The organism is Bradyrhizobium sp. CCGUVB23 (assembly GCF_024199885.1).
In the GTDB taxonomy this organism is placed as follows: domain Bacteria; phylum Pseudomonadota; class Alphaproteobacteria; order Rhizobiales; family Xanthobacteraceae; genus Bradyrhizobium.
Window position 1 is genome coordinate 191,744 of record NZ_JANADQ010000003.1, and the last position, 19,112, is coordinate 210,855.

General features: G+C 60.9%; 9 protein-coding genes and 4 pseudogenes. 7 read left to right on the forward strand and 6 right to left on the reverse strand.

Features of this window, described 5'->3' with window-relative positions; genetic code table 11:
• The first annotated feature begins 264 nt into the window (after positions 1–264).
• The 4 genes and pseudogenes from NLN62_RS51830 to NLN62_RS51845 all read left to right on the forward strand — a co-directional run bounded on the left by NLN62_RS51830 (position 265) and on the right by NLN62_RS51845 (position 3,929).
• A pseudogene (locus tag NLN62_RS51830) lies at positions 265–1,393 on the forward strand (IS3 family transposase).
• A 461-nt stretch (positions 1,394–1,854) separates the two neighbouring features.
• Positions 1,855–2,346, forward strand: coding sequence for a hypothetical protein (locus NLN62_RS51835; protein WP_254114345.1), 492 nt, complete (start codon positions 1,855–1,857; stop codon positions 2,344–2,346).
• A 462-nt stretch (positions 2,347–2,808) separates the two neighbouring features.
• Positions 2,809–3,246 carry a DUF2384 domain-containing protein gene (locus tag NLN62_RS51840; protein WP_254106404.1) on the forward strand — a complete coding sequence of 146 codons (438 nt, stop codon included), beginning with the start codon at positions 2,809–2,811 and terminating at the stop codon, positions 3,244–3,246.
• A complete protein-coding gene (locus NLN62_RS51845; RefSeq protein ID WP_254114346.1) occupies positions 3,243–3,929 on the forward strand; it encodes an RES family NAD+ phosphorylase in 687 nt (228 codons plus the stop codon). Before NLN62_RS51840 ends, NLN62_RS51845 begins: the two co-directional genes overlap by 4 nt.
• Before the next feature lie 487 nt (positions 3,930–4,416).
• Here the strand turns inward: NLN62_RS51845 and NLN62_RS51850 are convergent, their stop codons facing one another.
• From NLN62_RS51850 to NLN62_RS51875, 6 genes and pseudogenes are all read right to left on the reverse strand, one after another.
• A complete protein-coding gene (locus NLN62_RS51850; RefSeq protein WP_254114347.1) occupies positions 4,417–5,445 on the reverse strand; it encodes an IS110 family transposase in 1,029 nt (342 codons plus the stop codon).
• Between the two features lie 290 nt (positions 5,446–5,735).
• The gene (locus NLN62_RS51855) at positions 5,736–6,776 is read right to left on the reverse strand and encodes an IS110 family transposase (RefSeq protein ID WP_254106570.1); all 1,041 of its coding nucleotides are present in this window, start codon (positions 6,774–6,776) and stop codon (positions 5,736–5,738) included.
• 34 nt (positions 6,777–6,810) lie between these two features.
• Positions 6,811–13,419 carry a XopAD/skwp family type III secretion system effector gene (xopAD, locus tag NLN62_RS51860; protein WP_371933194.1) on the reverse strand — a complete coding sequence of 2,203 codons (6,609 nt, stop codon included), beginning with the start codon at positions 13,417–13,419 and terminating at the stop codon, positions 6,811–6,813.
• Positions 13,420–14,271: 852 nt separating this feature from the next.
• Positions 14,272–14,522: pseudogene (locus tag NLN62_RS51865) on the reverse strand (transposase); the annotation flags it as partial.
• 1,239 nt (positions 14,523–15,761) lie between these two features.
• Positions 15,762–15,935: pseudogene (locus tag NLN62_RS51870) on the reverse strand (transposase); the annotation flags it as partial.
• Positions 15,936–15,965: 30 nt separating this feature from the next.
• Positions 15,966–16,250 carry a hypothetical protein gene (locus NLN62_RS51875; protein ID WP_254113946.1) on the reverse strand — a complete coding sequence of 95 codons (285 nt, stop codon included), beginning with the start codon at positions 16,248–16,250 and terminating at the stop codon, positions 15,966–15,968.
• 169 nt (positions 16,251–16,419) lie between these two features.
• On the opposite strand from NLN62_RS51875, the gene NLN62_RS51880 reads away from it, so the two are divergent.
• From NLN62_RS51880 to NLN62_RS51890, 3 genes and pseudogenes are all read left to right on the forward strand, one after another.
• Positions 16,420–17,745: a transposase gene (locus NLN62_RS51880; RefSeq protein ID WP_254114349.1), complete on the forward strand. Its 1,326-nt coding sequence runs from the start codon at positions 16,420–16,422 to the stop codon at positions 17,743–17,745.
• Between the two features lie 13 nt (positions 17,746–17,758).
• A pseudogene (locus NLN62_RS51885) lies at positions 17,759–17,905 on the forward strand (hypothetical protein); the annotation flags it as partial.
• A 30-nt stretch (positions 17,906–17,935) separates the two neighbouring features.
• Positions 17,936–19,111 carry a zinc ribbon domain-containing protein gene (locus tag NLN62_RS51890; RefSeq protein WP_254114350.1) on the forward strand — a complete coding sequence of 392 codons (1,176 nt, stop codon included), beginning with the start codon at positions 17,936–17,938 and terminating at the stop codon, positions 19,109–19,111.
• Position 19,112: the final 1 nt, after the last annotated feature.

Genomic DNA, 19,112 nt, shown 5'->3' on the forward strand with positions numbered 1-19,112 from the left:
CGCGTCCAATTCAATTTGAAGTAGATGCCAAACATCACCGATGTGCAACGCCCGTAGAATTACGGGCAGCCTGTAGTGCCGCGAGATGTTCGCAGCGCACAAATAGGATGTCCTCGTCGGCCACCTTTCCCACCACTGCTTGGTTTCTGCTTTCACAGTGCGCCACCCCTGATCTGAGAGCTGGCTCCGCAAATTCGGACAGTAGCTTGAGTGGATTTTCTGCCTGACAGCGGCGAGGATTCTTGCCGCGAATCAGGAGCGAAGATGACGAAGAGGAGTCGCCGGACGCATTCTCCGGCATTCAAGGCGAGGGTGGCTTTGGCGGCCGTGAGGGGGAGAAGACGCTGGCCGAGCTGGCGCAACAGTTTGATGTTCATCCGAACCAGATCACGACCTGGAAGAACCAGCTTCTGGAAGGCGCCGCCGGCGTGTTTGGGCAGGACAAGGGATCGGCCGAGGCACCGGTCGATTTGAAGGCGTTACATGCCAAGATCGGCGAGCTTGCGTTGGAGAACGATTTTTTGTCCGGCGCGCTCACCAAGGCGGGCCTGCTGAGCGCAAAGCGATGATCGACCGCGATCATGATCTGTCTGTTGTTCGCCAGGCAAAGGTCCTGAACCTCGCCCGCAGCACGGTCTACTATGAGCCTCGGCCGGTTTCGGCCGAGGACCTTGCCTTGATGCGTCGGCTCGATGAGCTGCACCTCGATTACCCCTTCGCGGGAGCCCGGATGCTGCGATCGCTGTTGCGGCGTGAGGGCGTGCGGGTTGGCCGCCGCCACGTCGCGACGCTGATGAAGCGGATGGGGATCGAGGCGATCTATCGCCGTCCGAACACCAGCAAGCCGGCACCTGGCCACAAGATCTACCCGTACCTGTTGCGCGGATTGAAGATCGAGCGGCCCGACCAGGCGTGGTCGATGGACATCACCTACATTCCGATGCGGCGTGGCTTCGTCTACCTCGCGGCGGTCGTTGATGTGTTCAGCCGACGGGTCCTGGCCCATCGCGTATCGATCACGATGGAGGCGGCCTTCTGCGTCGAAGCGCTCCAGGAGGCATTGGTGAAGCACGGCAGGCCCGAGATTTTCAACACGGATCAGGGCAGCCAGTTCACCAGCCTCGACTTCACCAGCGTGCTGCTGGACGCTAAGATCGCCATCAGCATGGACGGCAAGGGCGCCTGGCGCGACAACGTGTTTGTCGAGCGGCTCTGGCGGACGGTCAAATACGAGGAAGTGTATCTTCGTGCCTACGACAGCGTGTCTGCGGCGCGAGCGTCGATTACCAAGTATTTGACGTTCTACAATCAGGGACGCCCTCACTCGAGCCTTGACGGACGCACGCCCGACGAGGCTTACTTCGGCGCGCAAGCAATGGTGATGGCCGCATGACCGTCGTTTACGATTTTGTCGTCGCTCAGGTCGGGCTACGCCCTCCCGACGCAACGACAAAATCGTAGAGCCCCGCGTTCAGCGTAACCCGGCAGGAATCCACTTAATTTCCGCGGGGCGCTGTCCAAACAACCGGAGCCAGCTCTCTGCGCCAGCTACGAGTCGGCAAAATGATCCGCACTTGCGAGCGCTTCGGGCCTCTTAGGCGGCGTCTCCGCTACGCCCAAGGTAGCAAGTCGCAAGCACACAACTCTGCTTGAAAGCGGAATGTTGCTCTGGAATTATCCATCAACCTGATGGTCGCGTTAGCGCGGTCCAGGTTTTGATTCTTTGGGGTATTCCGATGCAGGAAGTTACGTACAAGCCAATCCGGACCGTGCGCATTGCCTCATCGAGAATGTTACCGAAGGATTCCACGCCGATGACTGGGGCCGCGCCACCGAATCAGGTCGGTGGCGCCAATGGCGAGCGGGATCAGCATGGGCGCACGGCGCGAGGTGTTGGCGGCGGTGGCGAAGCGCTACCGTACGGCAGGGCGAGTTGAGAAGGGACGCATCCTTGATGAGTTGACGGCAACGACGGGTTGGCATCGCAAGCACGCGATGCGAGCATTGTCGGCAGCCGGAAGGAACAGGACCGGATTGCGATTGAGCGAGGAGGCGACCGTCGCAACCGAGCCTGCGAGCAGTCGGTGGCGCAAGTACGCCAGTGTGCGCGACGCGCTGATCGCGCTGTGGGAAGCCTCCGATCGCGTCTGCGGCAAGCGCCTCGTATCGATGATCCCAGCGCTGTTGCCCGCACTCGAGCGGCATGGTCGGCTGAAGCCGACGAGCGAAGAGCGTGCGCTGCTGGCAACGATGAGCGCGGCGACAATCGATCGGATGTTGATTGACGCTAAAGTTGCGGCTGCTGGTGGTCGCCGGCGCCGGGGCGGGTTCAGGTGGATGCACTGAATAAACAGCTTGCACAGGCTCGCGCAGACATTGCTGCTGAACAAGCCACCTTGCGGAAAGAGGTCGAAGAAGCTCGCCAAACTATCGTCGAAACGAGGGAGACTGCCCTGCTTATCTGTGAATGCTGATCGAACATTGCCCCCCCCCATCGGCGTCGTCGAGACCCTTTCAGGCCGTTGATTTCATTGATTTGAGATGACGGGACCCCTACGCCGATCATGGTCGAGACCTCACGGCGAAACACAGGGTCTCCTTTATCAGTGTGAAGGGTGTGGGTCGGGCATCCCGCGTGACCGGGAGGCAGAGAAGTTCGCGCTCCACCGGGAAATCAGGCGCAAGCTACTGATTAAATTGACTTTTCCTGTGCCGCCGAGACGTTTCTGGCGACGGGCGATCTACTCGCGATGGGCCCTTGCAATTCTCCGTTTTTGGAGTATATTCACTCCTAATTCGGAGGATGTCATGCAAGCCCAGCTCGCCTACCCAAAGGCCGGTTACGAGCCTTCGCCGCTGATCAACTTGAACGATCAGACGGAGCGGGAGCGTTTGAGCCCGTCCGCCATCAAAGCCTTCTTCAACATCATGGAGAAGTGGGCGATCAAGGACGCGGACGCTCGCGATCTGTTGGGCGGCGTTTCGAACGGCGTGTTCTACGAGATGAAGAAAAACCCGGACCGGGTTCTTGATACGGATCGGCTCGCACGGATCTCGCTGCTCATCGGCATCTTCAAGAGCCTCAATATCCTCTACCCAGAAGATCTGGCCGATGCCTGGGTGACGCTGCCGAACAATAACCGTCTCTTCAGTGGCGGAACGCCCTTGTCGTACATGATCCAGGGCGGACTGGCCGCGATGTGGACTGTTAGACGGTTGGTCGACTCACGGCGGGGTGGACATTGACGGTCTCCCCGCCGGTTTCGCTCGTCCGTCAATTCGACACGCATCGACTGATCCCGTCGAAATACAGCGACAACAACGACAGCGTGCTCACGCGCATTGCTGACGACGATGCGCACCTCAAGGATATTTTCGATCTCGATCACGCGACGAACGATCGCCTCTTGGCCGAGAATGATCGCTTGCCGGGCATCGGGCTTGGCGAGCTTGTCTTCGGTGTTCCTTACTACCGCATCATCAATGCGGCCTTCTGTCATGCTCATCCTCATGGCAGCCGTTTCAACGGCCCCGACCGAGGTGCCTGGTATGGTGGCTTCGAGATCGAAACATCGATCGCGGAAGTCGGCTTTCACAAGCGGGTCGAGCTTGCCGAGGTCTCTTGGACGAAGCCTGTGTTAGTGACCTACGACGATTATCTGGCCGATTTCACCGGCAGTTTTCACGATCTGCGGGGAGCCGCCGCGTTCGCCGCTTGCCTCGATCCCGAAAGCTACATCGAGTCTCAGCGCCTATCGCAGCAGCTGCTTAGCGAAAACTCCCTGGGACTCGTATACCCGAGCGTTCGCCATGAAGGCGGCACCTGCATTGCGTGCTTCCGCCCCGCAGTTGTGGGCAATGTCCGGAAAGATCGAACTCTCCGCTTCACGTTTGAAGTTGGCGCAGATCCGAAGGTCGAGCCCGCCTAATCCATCTCTCGGAAGCCGCAGATCGTCGAGATTGTGAATGCTGATCGAACATTGACCCCCATCGGCGTCGTCGAGACCCTGTCAGGCTGTTGATTTCATTGATTTGAGATGACGGGGCCCCTACGCCGATCATGGTCGAGACCCCATATGTGGACGGCCCTCTCCTCGCAAGGGTCTTTTTGCATTGTTTTGATCAGATCGCTTGCGTCCATATGTCCGTGTGTGGATGCCCCCGGGAATGCAAGAAGTTTTTATCGACGAACTTGAGAACATGCGATCAGGTGCGGTCGTGTGTCCGGCCTCATAAGTTGCGGCATTCGCACGCCGCGGGCCTGTATGGCGATACGCGGATTAGGTCCAAATCGGCCTGGCGAGCTCAAAGCTCCTGGACATATTCTGGTTATCCAAATCCCGTCTCTAAGACCGTGTTCCCTTACCCGTCCTTCTGCCCTTCTCACATTCCGACGCTATCGGCGGATGGCGCGTCTCAAGCCACCGCTGCTGCCGGATCGCGGTAATTCTCTTTTTTGGTCATTAGGGCCCAGACTATCCGCGCCATCTTATTGGCCAGCGCAGTTGCAACCAGAATGCGCGGTTTGCATACCAGCATCCGGGTAAGCCACGGACCCTTTGGCACGCCCGTTCGTCCAGCCCAATTAACGACCGATGTTGCGCCAAGGATCAAGAGGCGGCGGATATCGCGCTGGCCCATCTTTGATGTTTTTCCGAGCTTCGGCTTGCCGCCAGTAGATTTTTGCCGAGGTACGATCCCAAGCCACGCGGCAAAGTCACGGCCATTCCTGAAGACCTCCATCGGTGGTGCGAAAGCCTGAATCGCCATGGCGGTGATCACTCCAATTCCCGGTATGGTCATTAGTCGCGTGACATCTTCATCCTGCTTGGCACGCTCGCGGATGATCTTTTCCAACGCTTTGATCTTGTCGTCGTACATCGTAATTTGATCCAAATACAGCCGGCTCAAGTCTCGCACCTGTTCAGGTAAGCCGAACTTTGGATCCTCAATAACCTGCTCGAGCCGATGCACATGAACTGTGCCTTGGGGCGCAATCACACCATATTCGGCTAGGTGGCCTCTTAACGCATTGATCATCTGCGTCCGCTGGCCGACGAGAATATCTCGCGTTCGGAACACCATGCTCTGAGCCTGCTGAGCTTCAGTTTTCACGGCGACGAAATGCATCGTTGGGCGCGAGGCGGCTTCAACGATCGCCTCAGCATCGGCAGCATCGTTCTTCTGTCTTTTGACAAACGGCTTCACATAGATGGGCGGAATGAGCCTCACCTCATGTCCAAGCTTAGCAATCTCACGGCCCCAGTAGTGCGAGGTAGCGCAACTTTCCATCGCCACCAGACACTTCGGCTGGCTGTCCAGAAAACCTAAAACTCGCTCGCGCGATAGTTTCTTGCGGAAGATCACCGAACCATCGGCGCCTGCCCCGTGCAGCTGGAAAGTGCGCTTTGCCAGATCAATCCCAATGATGGTAACATTTTCCATGGATGTCTTCTTCCTTGATGATTGCGAATATCCTCATTGGCACATTGCGATGCCGGCGGGAGGGGCATCCACTCCATCAGCCTGTTGTCGCGCTCGCAGATGAACGCTGGCCAAGATGGTTTCCGCGACGCGAGTTCCAAACACGCCGGCGACCTTTGCGGGGTCAGTGGGGTCCACGGAGTATCTCGTGTCTAGGATCGATCGATCACACCATCTGCTTGTCACCTTGCAAGTTCCGGCATCGGCTCAGCACGGTTGCAGTTAAGTTGCTCCCCGTGCCTGGCTGATCTCTATGCCGCGCCCGCCGGAGCGACGCGCGCGGATGTCATGGCGTAGTTTTCGCCCGTGACCATCAGTTTCCAAGCGATACGGGCCATCTTATTGGCTAACGCTACGGCGGCCAGCTTCGGCGGCTTGCGCTTGAGAAGGTCGAGGAGCCAGGGCGAGGCGCGTCCTCCGCAGCGAACAGCATGCCTGATCACGGCGGTGGCCCCCGACACCAGCACGGCGCGCAAAGCTTCATCGCCGGCCCGGGTGATGGCGCCGAGCCTGACCTTGCCGGCCGTAGAATGATCCTTCGGCGTCAATCCGATCCAGGCCGCAAACTGGCGCCCTGACCGGAATAGCTCAGGCGCCGGGGTCTTCATCATCAACAGCGCCGCGCCGATCGGACCGACGCCAGGGATCTTGGCGAGACGTCGGCTGCATTCATCAGCCTTGTGCCAAGCCATGAGCTTGGCGGCGACTTCGGCGATTTGCGCCTGCAACTGAGCATATTCTTCAGCCTGGGCCGCGAACAGCTCGCGAGCCAGGTCGGGCACGCTCTCATCCGCTTGAATGTGTTCGAACAGCGGATCGAGGTGCACCATCCCTTTGGCGGCGGTAAAGCCAAACTCGGCGGCATAGCCGCGGATGGCATTCGACAATTGCGTGCGATTGCGGATGAGCCGATCGCGCAGGCTGACCAGCATCAGGGCCGCCTGTTGCTCGGCAGTTTTTACCGGCACAAAACGCATCGTTGGCCGGCTCATCGCCTCGCAAAGCGCCTCGGCGTCAGCCGTATCGTTCTTGCTGCGCTTTACATACGGTTTGACCAGTTGAGCCGCGATCAGCTTCACCTCATGGCCGAACGACCGCAAAAGCCGCGCCCAATGGTGGGAGGCGCTGCAGGCTTCGATCCCGATCACCGTCGGCGCAAGCTTCTCGAAGAACTCAACCATCTCCTTGCGCCGCAACTTCTTGCGCAAAACCACCTTCTCGGCGGCGTTCACCCCGTGAAGTTGGAAAAAACGCTTCGACGTATCCATGCCGATTCGGCTAATCTGTTCCACGGACGGTCTCCTTTGTCTGAGATCTGCAACGACCTCATTCTGGCACAATCGATGCCGTGGGGGCCGTCCACCCCAACACGCCGAAACACAGTTGATCTCCCGGGCGTTTCCGGTCCGGAGCGCCCTGCTCGCAAAGATAGGTGTGCAGCGTCTGCACGCATGCATCTGCGCTCTTGTTGTCCCGCTTTTCGCACGGAACGACGGTGAGATCGGCTTGGCGATAGTGGGGCGTGCGCTGCTTGACGAGTTCCTCGAAGCGCACCTTCTTGATGGCCGACGTGTTGGAGCTCTCGGCGACGTCGCTATCCTCCGCCTTGTCGATGCGCAGCAACGGACGGCTGGTGTCCTTTGCAAGGCGCTTCCATATTTCGTCTCGGTTGGTGTCGAGCCAGATCGACACCGCCTTGTCCTGGATGAGGCGCCGCGTTTCCTCGCGCTCGAACGCCCCGCCGCCGGTTGCCAGGACCACGTTCCCTTTCTCGACGCACTGCGCGATCACGCTTGCCTCGCTGTCCCTGAACCACTGCGGGCCCTTGGCATCGAAAATCTTCGATATCGACATGTCGGTGGCCTGCTCGATCTGTTTGTCGGAATCGATAAAGAGCAGCCCCAGTCGTCTTGCGAGATACCGGCCGATGGTGGATTTGCCAGCGGCGGGCAGGCCGACGAGCACGATGGGCCGCGCACCGAGAGCTGCGACAATCTCTTTTGCAATAGTCGACCTCTCTGGCCTTCTTTGTTGTTCGGCAGCACGCAGGCCAAAGGCTGCGCTGGTGCCGCCTCTGAGACCCGCTTCACCGCCCCAGTGGGGGATGTTCCTGGCGCCATCGGGGATGGCGACCTCCTTGCAGACGGCTCGCACGCTCTGAGTGAGCTCCTCCGCCTTACCTTGCTCCAGAGCATCGCCGCTCGCTTGCTTGCGAAGCTTCTCCAGCTGCTTGTAGGTATCGTGATTGTCAATCTTGGCCTGGTAGCTGTCTGGCGTGTGGAACTCTACCTCGAAGCGGTAATCCTCCGGGGTGGCGAGCACGGTTTTGATGCCGACGAAGCTCGGATTGCGCATCCTGAACCAGTTGGTCGTGCTGACCTCGGCGTAGCCCCGCTCCTCGAACGCCAGCATGGCCGTCTTGAAGGCGCGGGTAAAATCCATCTCAGGGACTTCGAAGACATGGCGGACGGCGTTGCTGATCAGCTGTGCGGCGGCGCCGGATGGGACGCTCGTGCCGGTGAGCTGGTCTGAGATGGAGTGTTTTGATTTTAACCTGCGACCGTAATGGGGCATATTCACCCGAATGCCCGCCTGCCTAAGGGTTTCGGCGACCCACATCGCCGTTCTGGTGATTTCCCCCTCTTCGGCCTTAGCGCGGGCAGTTTCCGTGTGGCCGCGCTCTGCCGCCTCGTCGCTGGTCAGCGTGACCGTCATGGCGGAATTCCCGGCGACCGGCTGTCGATCAAAGGGGCCGGGCAGAATCCGCTTCTCCACCGCAAGCTTGATCGAGGCTTCCATGATGGAAGCCGCCAGCGTGGGATTGTCCTTCAGATCCTCCAAGGTCGCATCGGCATCGAACCTGCCCTGGTTGAGGGTCGCCGCCAGTCCCTTGCTGTAGGGCACGGACTGCAGACTTGGCGTCCGCTGCAGGAGCCGCTGAAGCGTTTGGCCCTTCTTCATGAAGATGCGAGCGCCCGTGTCTGATTTATAGGCGTCGGTCCCGACTTTGATGCCGAGGCTCAGGAGGTTGGTTGCGCTTTGCAGGAGGTCGTCCGCGTTGTAACCATCCGGGCGGGGATCGATGCGCGCAGGATAATGGTCGAGCAAGGCCTGGACTCTATGGCGTGGGTCAGGCGTTGCCGGATAGGTCGCCGCCAGCTCCGGGAAAAGCTCGGAGAGCGCTGGGCTCAGCGTTGGGATTGCGTCGCTCCCGCTGTCAACTCCCTCGGGCAGGACCTGCTTATCCGCGCTAGCGGCCCACGCCTCGAGATCGGACATGAGCAGCTCGGCGACTTCGCCGGCGACCGGATGGTCTGCAGCCTCGATCTCGTCCCTCGCCCGCTCGAGCCTGTCCTGGATATCCTGGCCGCGCACCTGGTCCTGGTTCAACAGGTCCCGGATATCCCGCTTGAGCTTGTGATGAATGCCCTCGAAAGTCCCAAACACGGCACGTTCGGCAAACCAGCATCGGGCATCATGCGATTGAGCCAGAAAGTCTCGCTGCAGGCAGCTATACGTTTCCAGAACGTCCTGCGTGGCAGCGAGGATCTGGCTGGCACGACCGAAGTGGTAGAGCTCGCCCTCAATTGCCGGGGTATGCGACTTTGGCGGCTTGAGCGAGCGAAGTCCGCGCGCTTGCTCGGCCTGATCGAACTGCCGGACATGCTCGTAAAGCTGCGGCCGGTCGGCGATGACAATGGCCGTGTCCCCGTCGAAGTCACCGTCAAGCTTGTTCTGCTCATCGATCGGAATGGCCACCAACGAGCCCGGGGCGAACAGCTCGGTCGCCTGGAGGATGCCGACGCAGTCGACCGGCGTGTCCTCCGCTACGCGGTCCTTGCGCTTGGTCCAACTCGAATGGGACTTGACGTCCTCGGCAGACATGACCAGGCCGTGGCCGGCGTGGTTGGCCGGCCACATCTCGTCCGGCACCACGATCAGAATGCCTTTGGCAAAAAACGTCGGATCGTCAGCTGACAAGTGCTCGGCTGACTTTTGGGCGACGTTAAAACTGTATTGCATGGCCACGCACTGATCCAGGAACGCGGCAGTCGAGTCGCCATCAACCGCCGACCTCACTCGCTCGGCTTCGAACGGGCGCAGGTTGGGCTTGTCATAGGGGGACCGCCCGAGCAGCACGCCACTCGTTCCCGTCAAGGTGTCGCTCTTGAGCGTCGGCACATGGAGGCAGCCATCATCGGACGGTACGGCGACTGCGCCGGGACCGTCGATGTGTCCGGCTGTCACGGTGCGAAACAGCTCTTCAGACGTCAGCTTTTCCTCTTGCCTGCGCTCGAGCCAATTCATGGCCTTCTCGTGCGCCTCATCCGCCACCTGCGCGCTGCGCGGATAATGCTGTAGCGCCGAGGCGGGCAGCGACGATCGCCTTCCTTCACCAAAGGCATGCATCCGGTCGGGACCTTCGTGGTGGCCGGCCCGGCGGACCGCTGGCATGCGCTCGGCCAGCGAGGCCTTGATGAAGCCGCAACCGTCATGAGGGCGCAGGGCAATCGGGCCTTGCGGCCCAGTCAGCTTGAAGGGATGCTCCTCGGTGGCAGGGCGGTCCGGCAGCAACAACAGTTTGAAGGTACCCTCCAGCGCGTAGTCGTGAGGCCCTAGATCTTTGATCGCCGGTGGCGCTGCAAACCCCCTGCGCTGAGTGTAATAATAGGCCTCTTCGAAGGGCGCCCAGGCGCGTGACAGCTGCTCGAACGCCGTGCCGGGTGCGGTGTCGGCATAGGGAATGGCCAGCAGCTTGCCTCCGGAAGACGCCGCGGGCTGCTCGCCTGGCGCGCGGGCGGCGATCTGCGAGACGGTCGGTTTTGGTGGTTTCAACTTGCTGCCGCCGAACAGGTCCATACGGTATGGCACCCCTTCGACGGTGACCGTGCGTGACAGCATGAAGGCGCTCGGCCTTGCCGGCAGCTGCACCGCGACCACCGGCAGCGTCCCCGACGTCAGGCGATGAAAAATCGAATACCTTGTCTCGGGCTCCGTGGCCATTTGCCGTCCCTGGACATCCACCACCGGCAACCGCATCAGTCCCGCCTCCCCCTGCGGCGGCCTCGGCTCGTGATCCATGGTTCGCAACACCTGATGGACATCGAACACTGCCGCAGAATGTTGCGCCTGGATCCTCGGCGCCTCCTCGGCCATGAAGGGGTCCAGCACATCGACCGGGCTTTCCGCCTCGATCTGCGCGATCAGATTCCAGCTCATCTTGGAAAGATCGCTTTGGATGAGGTCGCGTGCGCCGGCCAGGATCTCCCTGGTCCCGCACCGCAGCTCTTGCTGCCTTATCCCCAAATCGGACCTCTTGCCCTCGACATGCGGCCGTCGGTACAGAGTCTCCAGGACCGCACGCGCCTTGAGCACCTGATAGATCGACAGCGCGGGACGGCGGGTCGCGAACGGCCCACGGGTCCGCTCCGCATCGCTCGCGATGAGATGCGCCGCGATCTTCTGCTCCACGACCGATTGCAGATCGTTCAGCAAGCCTAGAGCCTGTCTGCGGTGCCAGCGCAGCGGCTTCTGCGAGCTGCGGGCCAGCGGCAGCAGAGCTACGCACAGATTGCCTAGAGTTTCGAGGTCGTTCTCCGCGATGAAACCAGGGTGACGACGCAACTCCTCTAGCCGACCCAGGCCTGTGGGCGCGAGCGAACCGAGTTCGTCGAATAGCCTGGCCTTACCCAGCACCTTGAAAATGGTCGCGATGCTCAGAGCATTGGCCTGCTCCAGGCGATCCGTGGCATATTGAAGGTGGTGCGCCAGCTGATGGAGCCGACCGTTCAGCAGAGCGGTCTGTGTGATCTGTCCAGTGTCCTCCGCCCTCATGACAGTTCGCCCGAGGGCATTGGCAATCAGGCTGAGCTGAGGCGTTGTGAAAACACCGAAGCGCCGGCCTCTCGTACCGAGATTGCGCGCGATGTCTATTACTGCCTGGTGGCATGCCGCCTCGTCGGGCCACCTGCTAATGCCGTTCACGAGGTTCGCCAGTTCCTGCGGATTGAAATCGGAGAGCTGGTGGAGAGGCACCTCGCTGGCGATGGCGACGATGGCCTTGCGACAATCAGCCTCGTCCGGCCACTTGCTGAAGCCGTTCACCAGGTTCGCCACGTGCCGTGGTTTAAAATCGGAGAGCTCGCGGCGACTGATCTCACCGGCGATGGCGACCGTGGCCTCACCACAGTCCGCCGCTTCCGGCCATTTGCTGAAACCATTGACCAGGCTTGCCAGGTGCTGCGGAGTAAAATCGCAGAGCGGGCGACGACGTACCTCACCGGCGATGGCGATCGCGGCCTCGCGACAGGTCGCCGCTGCCGGCCACTTGCTGAAACCGTTTACCAGGTTCGCCAGCTCCTGTGGCTTGAACTGCGCCAGCTCCAGCGCCTTGAACTCGGAGAGCCGGCGCCAACGGATCGCACCGGCGATTGCGACTGTGACATCGCGACAGGCCACCGCTTCCGGCCACTTGCTGAAGCCGTTCACCAGGTTCGCCAAGTGCTGCGGTGTAAAATCGGAGAGCTGACGACGACAGATCTCATCCGCGATGGCGACGGTGGCCTTGCCACAGTCTGCCGCTTGCGGCCACTTGCTGAAGCCGTTCACCAAGTTTGCGAGCTGCTGTGGTGTAAAATCGGAGACGTGGCGAGGGATCGCACCTGCGATCGCGACGGTGGCCTCGCGACAGGTCGCAGCTTCCGGCCACTTGCTGAAGCCGTTCACCAGGTTCGCCAGCTCCTGTGGCTTGAACTCGAAGAGCTCGGGGCGGGGGATCGCACTCGCGATTGCGACTATGGCCTCTCGACAGTCCGGCGCTTCCGGCCACTTGCTGAAGCCGTTCACCAGGTTCGCCATCTGCTGCGGTGTTAAGTTGGAGGGCTCACGGCAAGGGATCTCACTCGCGATGGCGACTGCCGCCTCGCGACAGGTCGCCGCTTCCGGCCACTTGCTGAAGCCGTTTACCAGGCTCGCCAGATCCTGCTGAGTAAAATCGGAGAGTTCGCGGCAAAGGATCTCACCGGCGATTGCGATGGTGGCCTCGCCACACGTCGCCGCTTCCGGCCTCTTGCTGAAGCCGTTCACCAGGTTCGCCAGCTCCTGTGGCTTGAACTCGAAGAGCTCTGGGCGGGGGATCGCACTCGCGATTGCGATTGTGGCGTCGCGACAGGTCGCCTCTTCCGGCCACTTGCTGAAGCCGTTCACCAATAATGCCAGACCTTGACTCTCGGCTCCCTGAAATATCCCACTTTCGCGACAAAATTCTGCGATCTTGACCGTTCCGTCGCGGCATTCCGTTGCCTGGGGATGCCGACCGAACGATGATGCGAAAAGGGAAAAGGCCCGAGGGTCGACTTGCTTCAAATGCGCCTTGTCAAGCCGCGATACCTGAGCCGCTAGGGCTCGACAAGCTCTTATTCCGGCCTGACCTCCGGCGTCCCGGCTCACCGCGTTGCAAGTCGTGGCGTACCCCCATGACGATCGGATATTGTCTTCCAACTGCGCCACAAACCGAGCATCAAAATGGCCAGCTGCGTTTTGCAGAAATTCTGAAAGGTCCTCCCCCTTCAGCTGCTTGTTGTGATGCACCACTCTACGTGAGAAAGTACCGATGTTGCGAGCTCTGGCGATTTCTCCAAGCGCAGCATTGAGTTTATCTGGACGTCTCAAATAGCTATCCGATATTGCACCTTGGACGTTCTGCGCAGTCGCATTGTCGACATGCGGCCTTTCTGGTATGTTGCTTAAGCTGGAGACGGATTGGCGATGCGCCGGCAGCGCAGCTGGTTGCAAGCTTTCGGCAGCTTGATCTGGGCGCCACCGACCGCCATCCGAATGCAACAGGCTTGCATCGCGACTTACTGCGCCACTGTAAGATCGATGTGGCCGTTCCGGGCGTTCACCCTGGATCGGCCGCGCAGGCACATCGCCCATGCGCCACCTTCCTAGCCAGCCACTTCGCTCGGGCACGGATTGCGTATCCGGCGGAAGCGCCGCTCTTTGCGAGCTTTCGGCCGTTCGATCGGCGCGCCACGGCTCGCCATCCGAGGGCAAGGAGTCCGCCTCGCCGCGTGGTGCGCCACTGTCAGGTCGACAGGGTCGCTGCGAGCCTGAACCCTGGACGACCCGCGATGGCACATCGTGCACGCGCCCTCCTTCTGGTCCGCCACGCCGATTGGGGACGGATTGCGTGTGCTGCGGGCGCGCGCTTGTTTGCGCGCTTCCAGCCGCCGGATCGTCGCGCCAGCGCTCCTCATCAGAACGCGACGAACTGGATTCCGGCAAGGAGCGGAAACGACGACGGCTTCCACCCATTGCGCCCTGCAGCGCAGCGCCAAGGATACGATGCGCGCCGATGGGGGGACCGGCAGACCGGTCCGCACCGCTGGCGGGTTGCGCGATACGCAATGCGGAAGCGCCTGAATCCTGAGGCTCAGAGCGAATCCGCTCCACAGCAGAATCGAATGATCGGGTCTCTTCGCCGGGGGCACGCACGGCTCCTGCGCGAGAACCGTCGGCGCCCCCATCTTCGTTGGCGCGTTCCGAACCGAGCGAGTTCCCACGCTCGTCAATGCGCCTCATGATTCAACTCCGATGCAGAGGGGCTGGACTGCCTACCCTCACGAATTCGAAACTCATGCCGGCTCGGCCACCTATAGCGGTCTTGCCTGACGTAGAGCTGACCGAATGGGAGCCGCCGATCCGGTCGCGAGCACCGCGGGGCCCCCGCTCAAGCACATGTGCGATCACCCTCGCCTCGAGATCCCCGAGATGTTCCTCGCCAAGGTTCTCCAACGCAAGCTCGCCGATCTTGGCATGAAGCGCCTCCAAATCGACCGGCGCCTCGACCAATCCCTTGTCCTGCCCAAACACGCCGGCGGCGCCTTCCAGAAGCTGGTTCTTCCAGGTCGTGATCTGGTTCGGATGAACATCAAACTGTTGCGCCAGCTCGGCCAGCGTCTTCTCCCCCTCACGGCCGCCAAAGCCACCCTCGCCTTGAATGCCGGAGAATGCGTCCGGCGACTCCTCTTCGTCATCTTCGCTCCTGATTCGCGGCAAGAATCCTCGCCGCTGTCAGGCAGAAAATCCACTCAAGCTACTGTCCGAATTTGCGGAGCCAGCTCTTAGAGCCACGGCAGCACGGTTTGCAGGTTCGTTGTCCGCGCTTTCGGGAGGAGCTTGAGCAATTCGGGTTTGTAAGGCCGAGCGCAACCGTGGGCACGAAAACCCAAGGGATCACGAACTATTCCTCATCGACCAACGTGTCTTCCGTCAGCGTCGAGCCTTGCAACCGTTTACGAGAGCGCGCGGTTTCGTCGCGCTTCGAGTAGAAAATGACCGTTGCAAACGCCTGGGTTGTATGCAACCTTAGGGTTGGGCCTCAGAAACCCAAGGAAACCCGAGCAAGATGGCATCAGTGGCCATCAATGGGCCAGCGTTCTAACAGCCCCGTTCGGTGAGACGGTGCGCCCATGTCCAAGGGGCACGCCCCCCAAGAGCACATTGGCCGTTCGCGATTGCGGTTTCTGAACCCCGGCAGCCAGTCCGCTACCGGTATCAGAGCTAAAAGCAAAATCCATGAATCATCAGCGAATCTCGCGCCGCGCCGTGGCGATCGCTCGCGTCTGCAGCCTCGAGGTGTTGCACGACAACGAAACATCTCAACAGAGAGCCGACCGGTTGCTGGCGCCGCACAAGCGGCGTAACCGTTCTCCGTCGTCAAATGATTTGAGGCTAATTAGGCGGCTCGCGAAAGGAGGGGCTGGCTCCTCAGGGGTTAGAGTTTAAGCGGCCGGCACTCGTTGCTGCGAGCGACGGTTTGCATTTCATCGGCGCCATCCTGCTCGAGCAGCGCCCATATGTGGCCCCCCAAAGCGCCTTCCGAGCCGCAAAGCGTTTGCTCCCAGCGAAAAGCTTCCTTTGGGCAGTGTTTCGGGGACCTGAGAGAGCATTGTGCTGGGGGCATCAACAGGATCGCGACGCCGCAGCCGCATGCGCCGGCGACAACACCACCTGCCATGGCGGTTTACCTCTTGCGACAACACGGCAACGAGAACCTCTACGTCTGTGTGAGCTCTCGTCGAATTATCGACCAGGACACAATTCTTGGCGTATTTAGCCCGATCTATTCACGAGAGCACGGTCGTTCTTGACGTCTGACGGGGGCTGGCGGCTGGCGTGGGTGACCGTCCGGCCTTTTGTCACCGGGTTCTACATCAAGCTGTTTTGTACGCGTTGGAGGAGTGGGGCGGGTGAGCGGGCGCAGGCCCGGTCGGTTACGGGCCGAGCGGGAGCAGCGCGCCGGGCAAGCTGCGGAAGAGGTCGGCTTCGGGGCATGCCGCGGCGAACGCAAGGCGAATGCGGCTCGCGGTTTCGACGACCCGGGCTGCGATTTTCAAGAGACGAAGACGCAGCGTCGCGAACTCGGCAGTGGCCAATTCCCGGACTCTAAGCTTGACTTTGGCCAATTTTACACTTGTTCATCTTGTACGCGGAACCCTGAACATCGGATCGTTCTCGACGATTTCATGAGCGCTCGTGAGCATGAGTTTCATGCGCCCCATATTGCCAAAGGTCGTCCAGCGCCCCTTCACGTTCGACCAGTAGAAGAGCTCGAAGCGATCGGTATCTGGAATGGGGCGCAGCCGTGCGACCGGATTTGAAGTCCGACGGTTGATAACTAAATAACCGCCACTGCTCTTTTCTATGTCGTGATGCGTGAACTGAGCAGCAATCTGGGCAAGCGTTGGGTCGGATTTTGCCATAGCGCTCAATGTGCTCGATGGGTGCCGCGCGGGCCAGGATGAATCGGTTTGCCGACTCAATTTGTCGCAGCTGGACGAGGTTGCTGCGATTCATCGTGCCGATTCTACCGATGGGATGCAACATGCCCGCCTTCTCCCCCGCTCTTGCGATCCGCTGCCGCCGCGTTTTGTGGCCCGGCTTGCCGTCTTCACCGATCTGTTCACACGCCCCACTTGGCTGAATGTTCTGACGCTGCTCGCCGGCGTTATCCTGGCGCCCGGCCGGCGCACTGTCACGGCGGCGCTGCGCATCTTAGGGCGGGAGCGCGATCGCGATTTCTGTACTTTCCATCGCGTCCTCAACCGAGTGGCGTGGTCGTCGCGGGCCGCGGCAGGCCACCTGCTGCTCCTGCTGATCAAGGTCTTCGTGCCGGCCGGCGAGGCGGTGGTGATCGGGCTCGATGACACCATTGAGCGGCGCTGGGGGCCCAAGATCAGCGCCCGCGGCATCTATCGCGATCCGGTGCGCTCCTCCAAGGGGCACTTCGTCAAAGCCAGCGGCCTGCGCTGGCTTTCTGCCATGTTGCTGGTGCGCGTGCCGTGGGCCGATCGCGTCATGGCGCTGCCTTTCCTCACGCTGCTCGCCCCCTCCAAACGCTTCTATGACGGCAAATCGCGCTCGCCCAAGACGCTGCTCGATTGGGCCCGCCAGGCCGCCCGGCAAATCCGCCGCTGGTTGCCCGATCGATATATCGTACTGGTCGCCGACAGCGCCTTTGCGGCCATCGAATTCCTTGCCGCAGTCCGCAAGCACGTCTGCGTCGTCACCCGCCTGCGCCTCGATGCCAACCTGTTCGAATTTCCCCGACCAAAGCGCAAAGCTCGTGGCCGCCCTCCAATTCGAGGCAAGCCCCACAAAAAACTCTCTGCCATCCTCAAGGATCGCAACGTGTCCTGGACGCGCTACCGGGTCAGTCTCTGGTACGGCCGAACCAATCGCATTGTCGAGATCGCAACCGGCACCGCGCTGTGGTATCGCGGCGGCGTTCCGCCGGTACCGATCCGCTGGCTTCTCGTCCGCGACCCAACCGGCGAGTTCGACCCGCAGGCCTTCCTGGCGACCGATCTCACCGCTCTTCCCCGCGACATCCTCGCCTGGTTCGTCACTCGCTGGCAGGTCGAAGTCACCTTCGAGGAAGTTCGCGCTCACCTCGGTGTCGAGACCCAGCGCCAATGGTCGGACAAAGCCATTCTGCGCACTACCCCGATCTTGCTCGGCCTCTACTCCATCGTCACGCTATGGACCCACGACCTCGCCAAGGCACGAAAGCTGAAGCCCAGAACCGCAGCTTGGTATCTCAAAGCCACCCTGACCTTTAGCGATGCGATCGCCGCCGTCCGACGCCAAATATGGGCTCATCAGATTTCTTTCATGTCCCGGCCGCGCCGGAACAGTATAGAAATTCCGCGCCCTATCTGGCGCCGGATGGAGAACGCGCTCGCCTACGCCGCATAAATCGGCCAAAGTCAAGCTTAGCGTCCTTCAAAATCCGGCCTATGCTGGGGCGTATGTTTATGGCCGCCGGCAAAAAGATCCGAGCCGATGCCGGCCGGGATCGTTGACGGGAACGGTCAAGGTGGCGATCGCGGATTGGGCGGTTTGCCTCCACGCCGCTCACCCAGGCTATATCAGCTGGGAGGAGTTCATGGCCAACCAGGGGCGACTGGCAGATAACGTCTGCCGCTATGAGGCAGGACACTCTGGCGTACCGCGCAAGGGGGCAGCCCTGTTACAAGGAATTGCGATCTGCGGCCGTTGTGGACGGCGCATGAGCATGCGCTACACGGGCCCGAATGCCGACTATCCGGTCTATTGCTGCCGCTCGGATCGGGACCAGCAAGGCAGTGCACTATGTCAGGAAGTCCGGGCCTTGGCGGTTGACGCGCTGGTTGAGCGGGTGGTCCTCGATGCCCTGGTGCCGGATCAGATTGAGATCGCACTCGCGGCGGCGGGCCAACTGGAGCAGGAGAGCCGTCAGCTCGAGCACCAGTGGGCGCTTCGCGTGGAGCGCGCCCGCTACGAGGCCGAGCGTGCTCGGCGTCAGTATGACGCCGTAGAGCCCGAGAACCGTCTTGTGGCGCGCTCACTTGAGCGGGTTTGGGAAGAGAAGCTGCGTGTCGTCGAGACGGTCGAGCAGGAGCATGCGCGTTGGCGCGTGCAAGAACCGCTTCTGATTGGCCCAGTGGAACGCGCGGGGCTACAAGCGCTCGGCGAGAACCTGCCGCGGATTTGGAACGCGGCCATCACGTCGGCAGCCGATCGCAAGCGCATTCTGCGATTTGTCATCCGCGACGTCGTTCTTGATCAGAAGCGGAGCCGAGGTCAGGTGTGGTTCAAGATCGTCTGGCAGACCGGCGCAACCAGCGAGCATCACGTACAACGGCGCGTTCACGCCTACCGCGATTACATCGATATGGATCGGTTGCGGCAACGGATCGTCGAGTTGAATGCTGAACACAAGATGGATGCCGAGATCGCGGCGATACTCAATCAGGAAGGCTTCGTTGCGGCCCTAGGTTGTGCGTTTAAAGGCAAGAACGTCTGGGTGTTGCGTACCCGCTGGGGCATTCCCACCGTCAAACTCAACGGCGTGGACAAGAATCCGATGCGCTGGCCCGACGGTAGCTTCTCGATTCAGGGCGCAGCGGCTGCGCTTGGCGTAACCGCGCAAACGGTGTTCGATTATCTCGCGCGCGGATTGCTGGCAGGTCGTCAGTTAGCCAAAGGCCAGCCATGGCAGATCGAACTCTCAAACGAACAAATCAGTCAGCTTCGCAATCGGGTACGACGCACCAAGCGTTCGAAGAAGGAGGCATCATGAA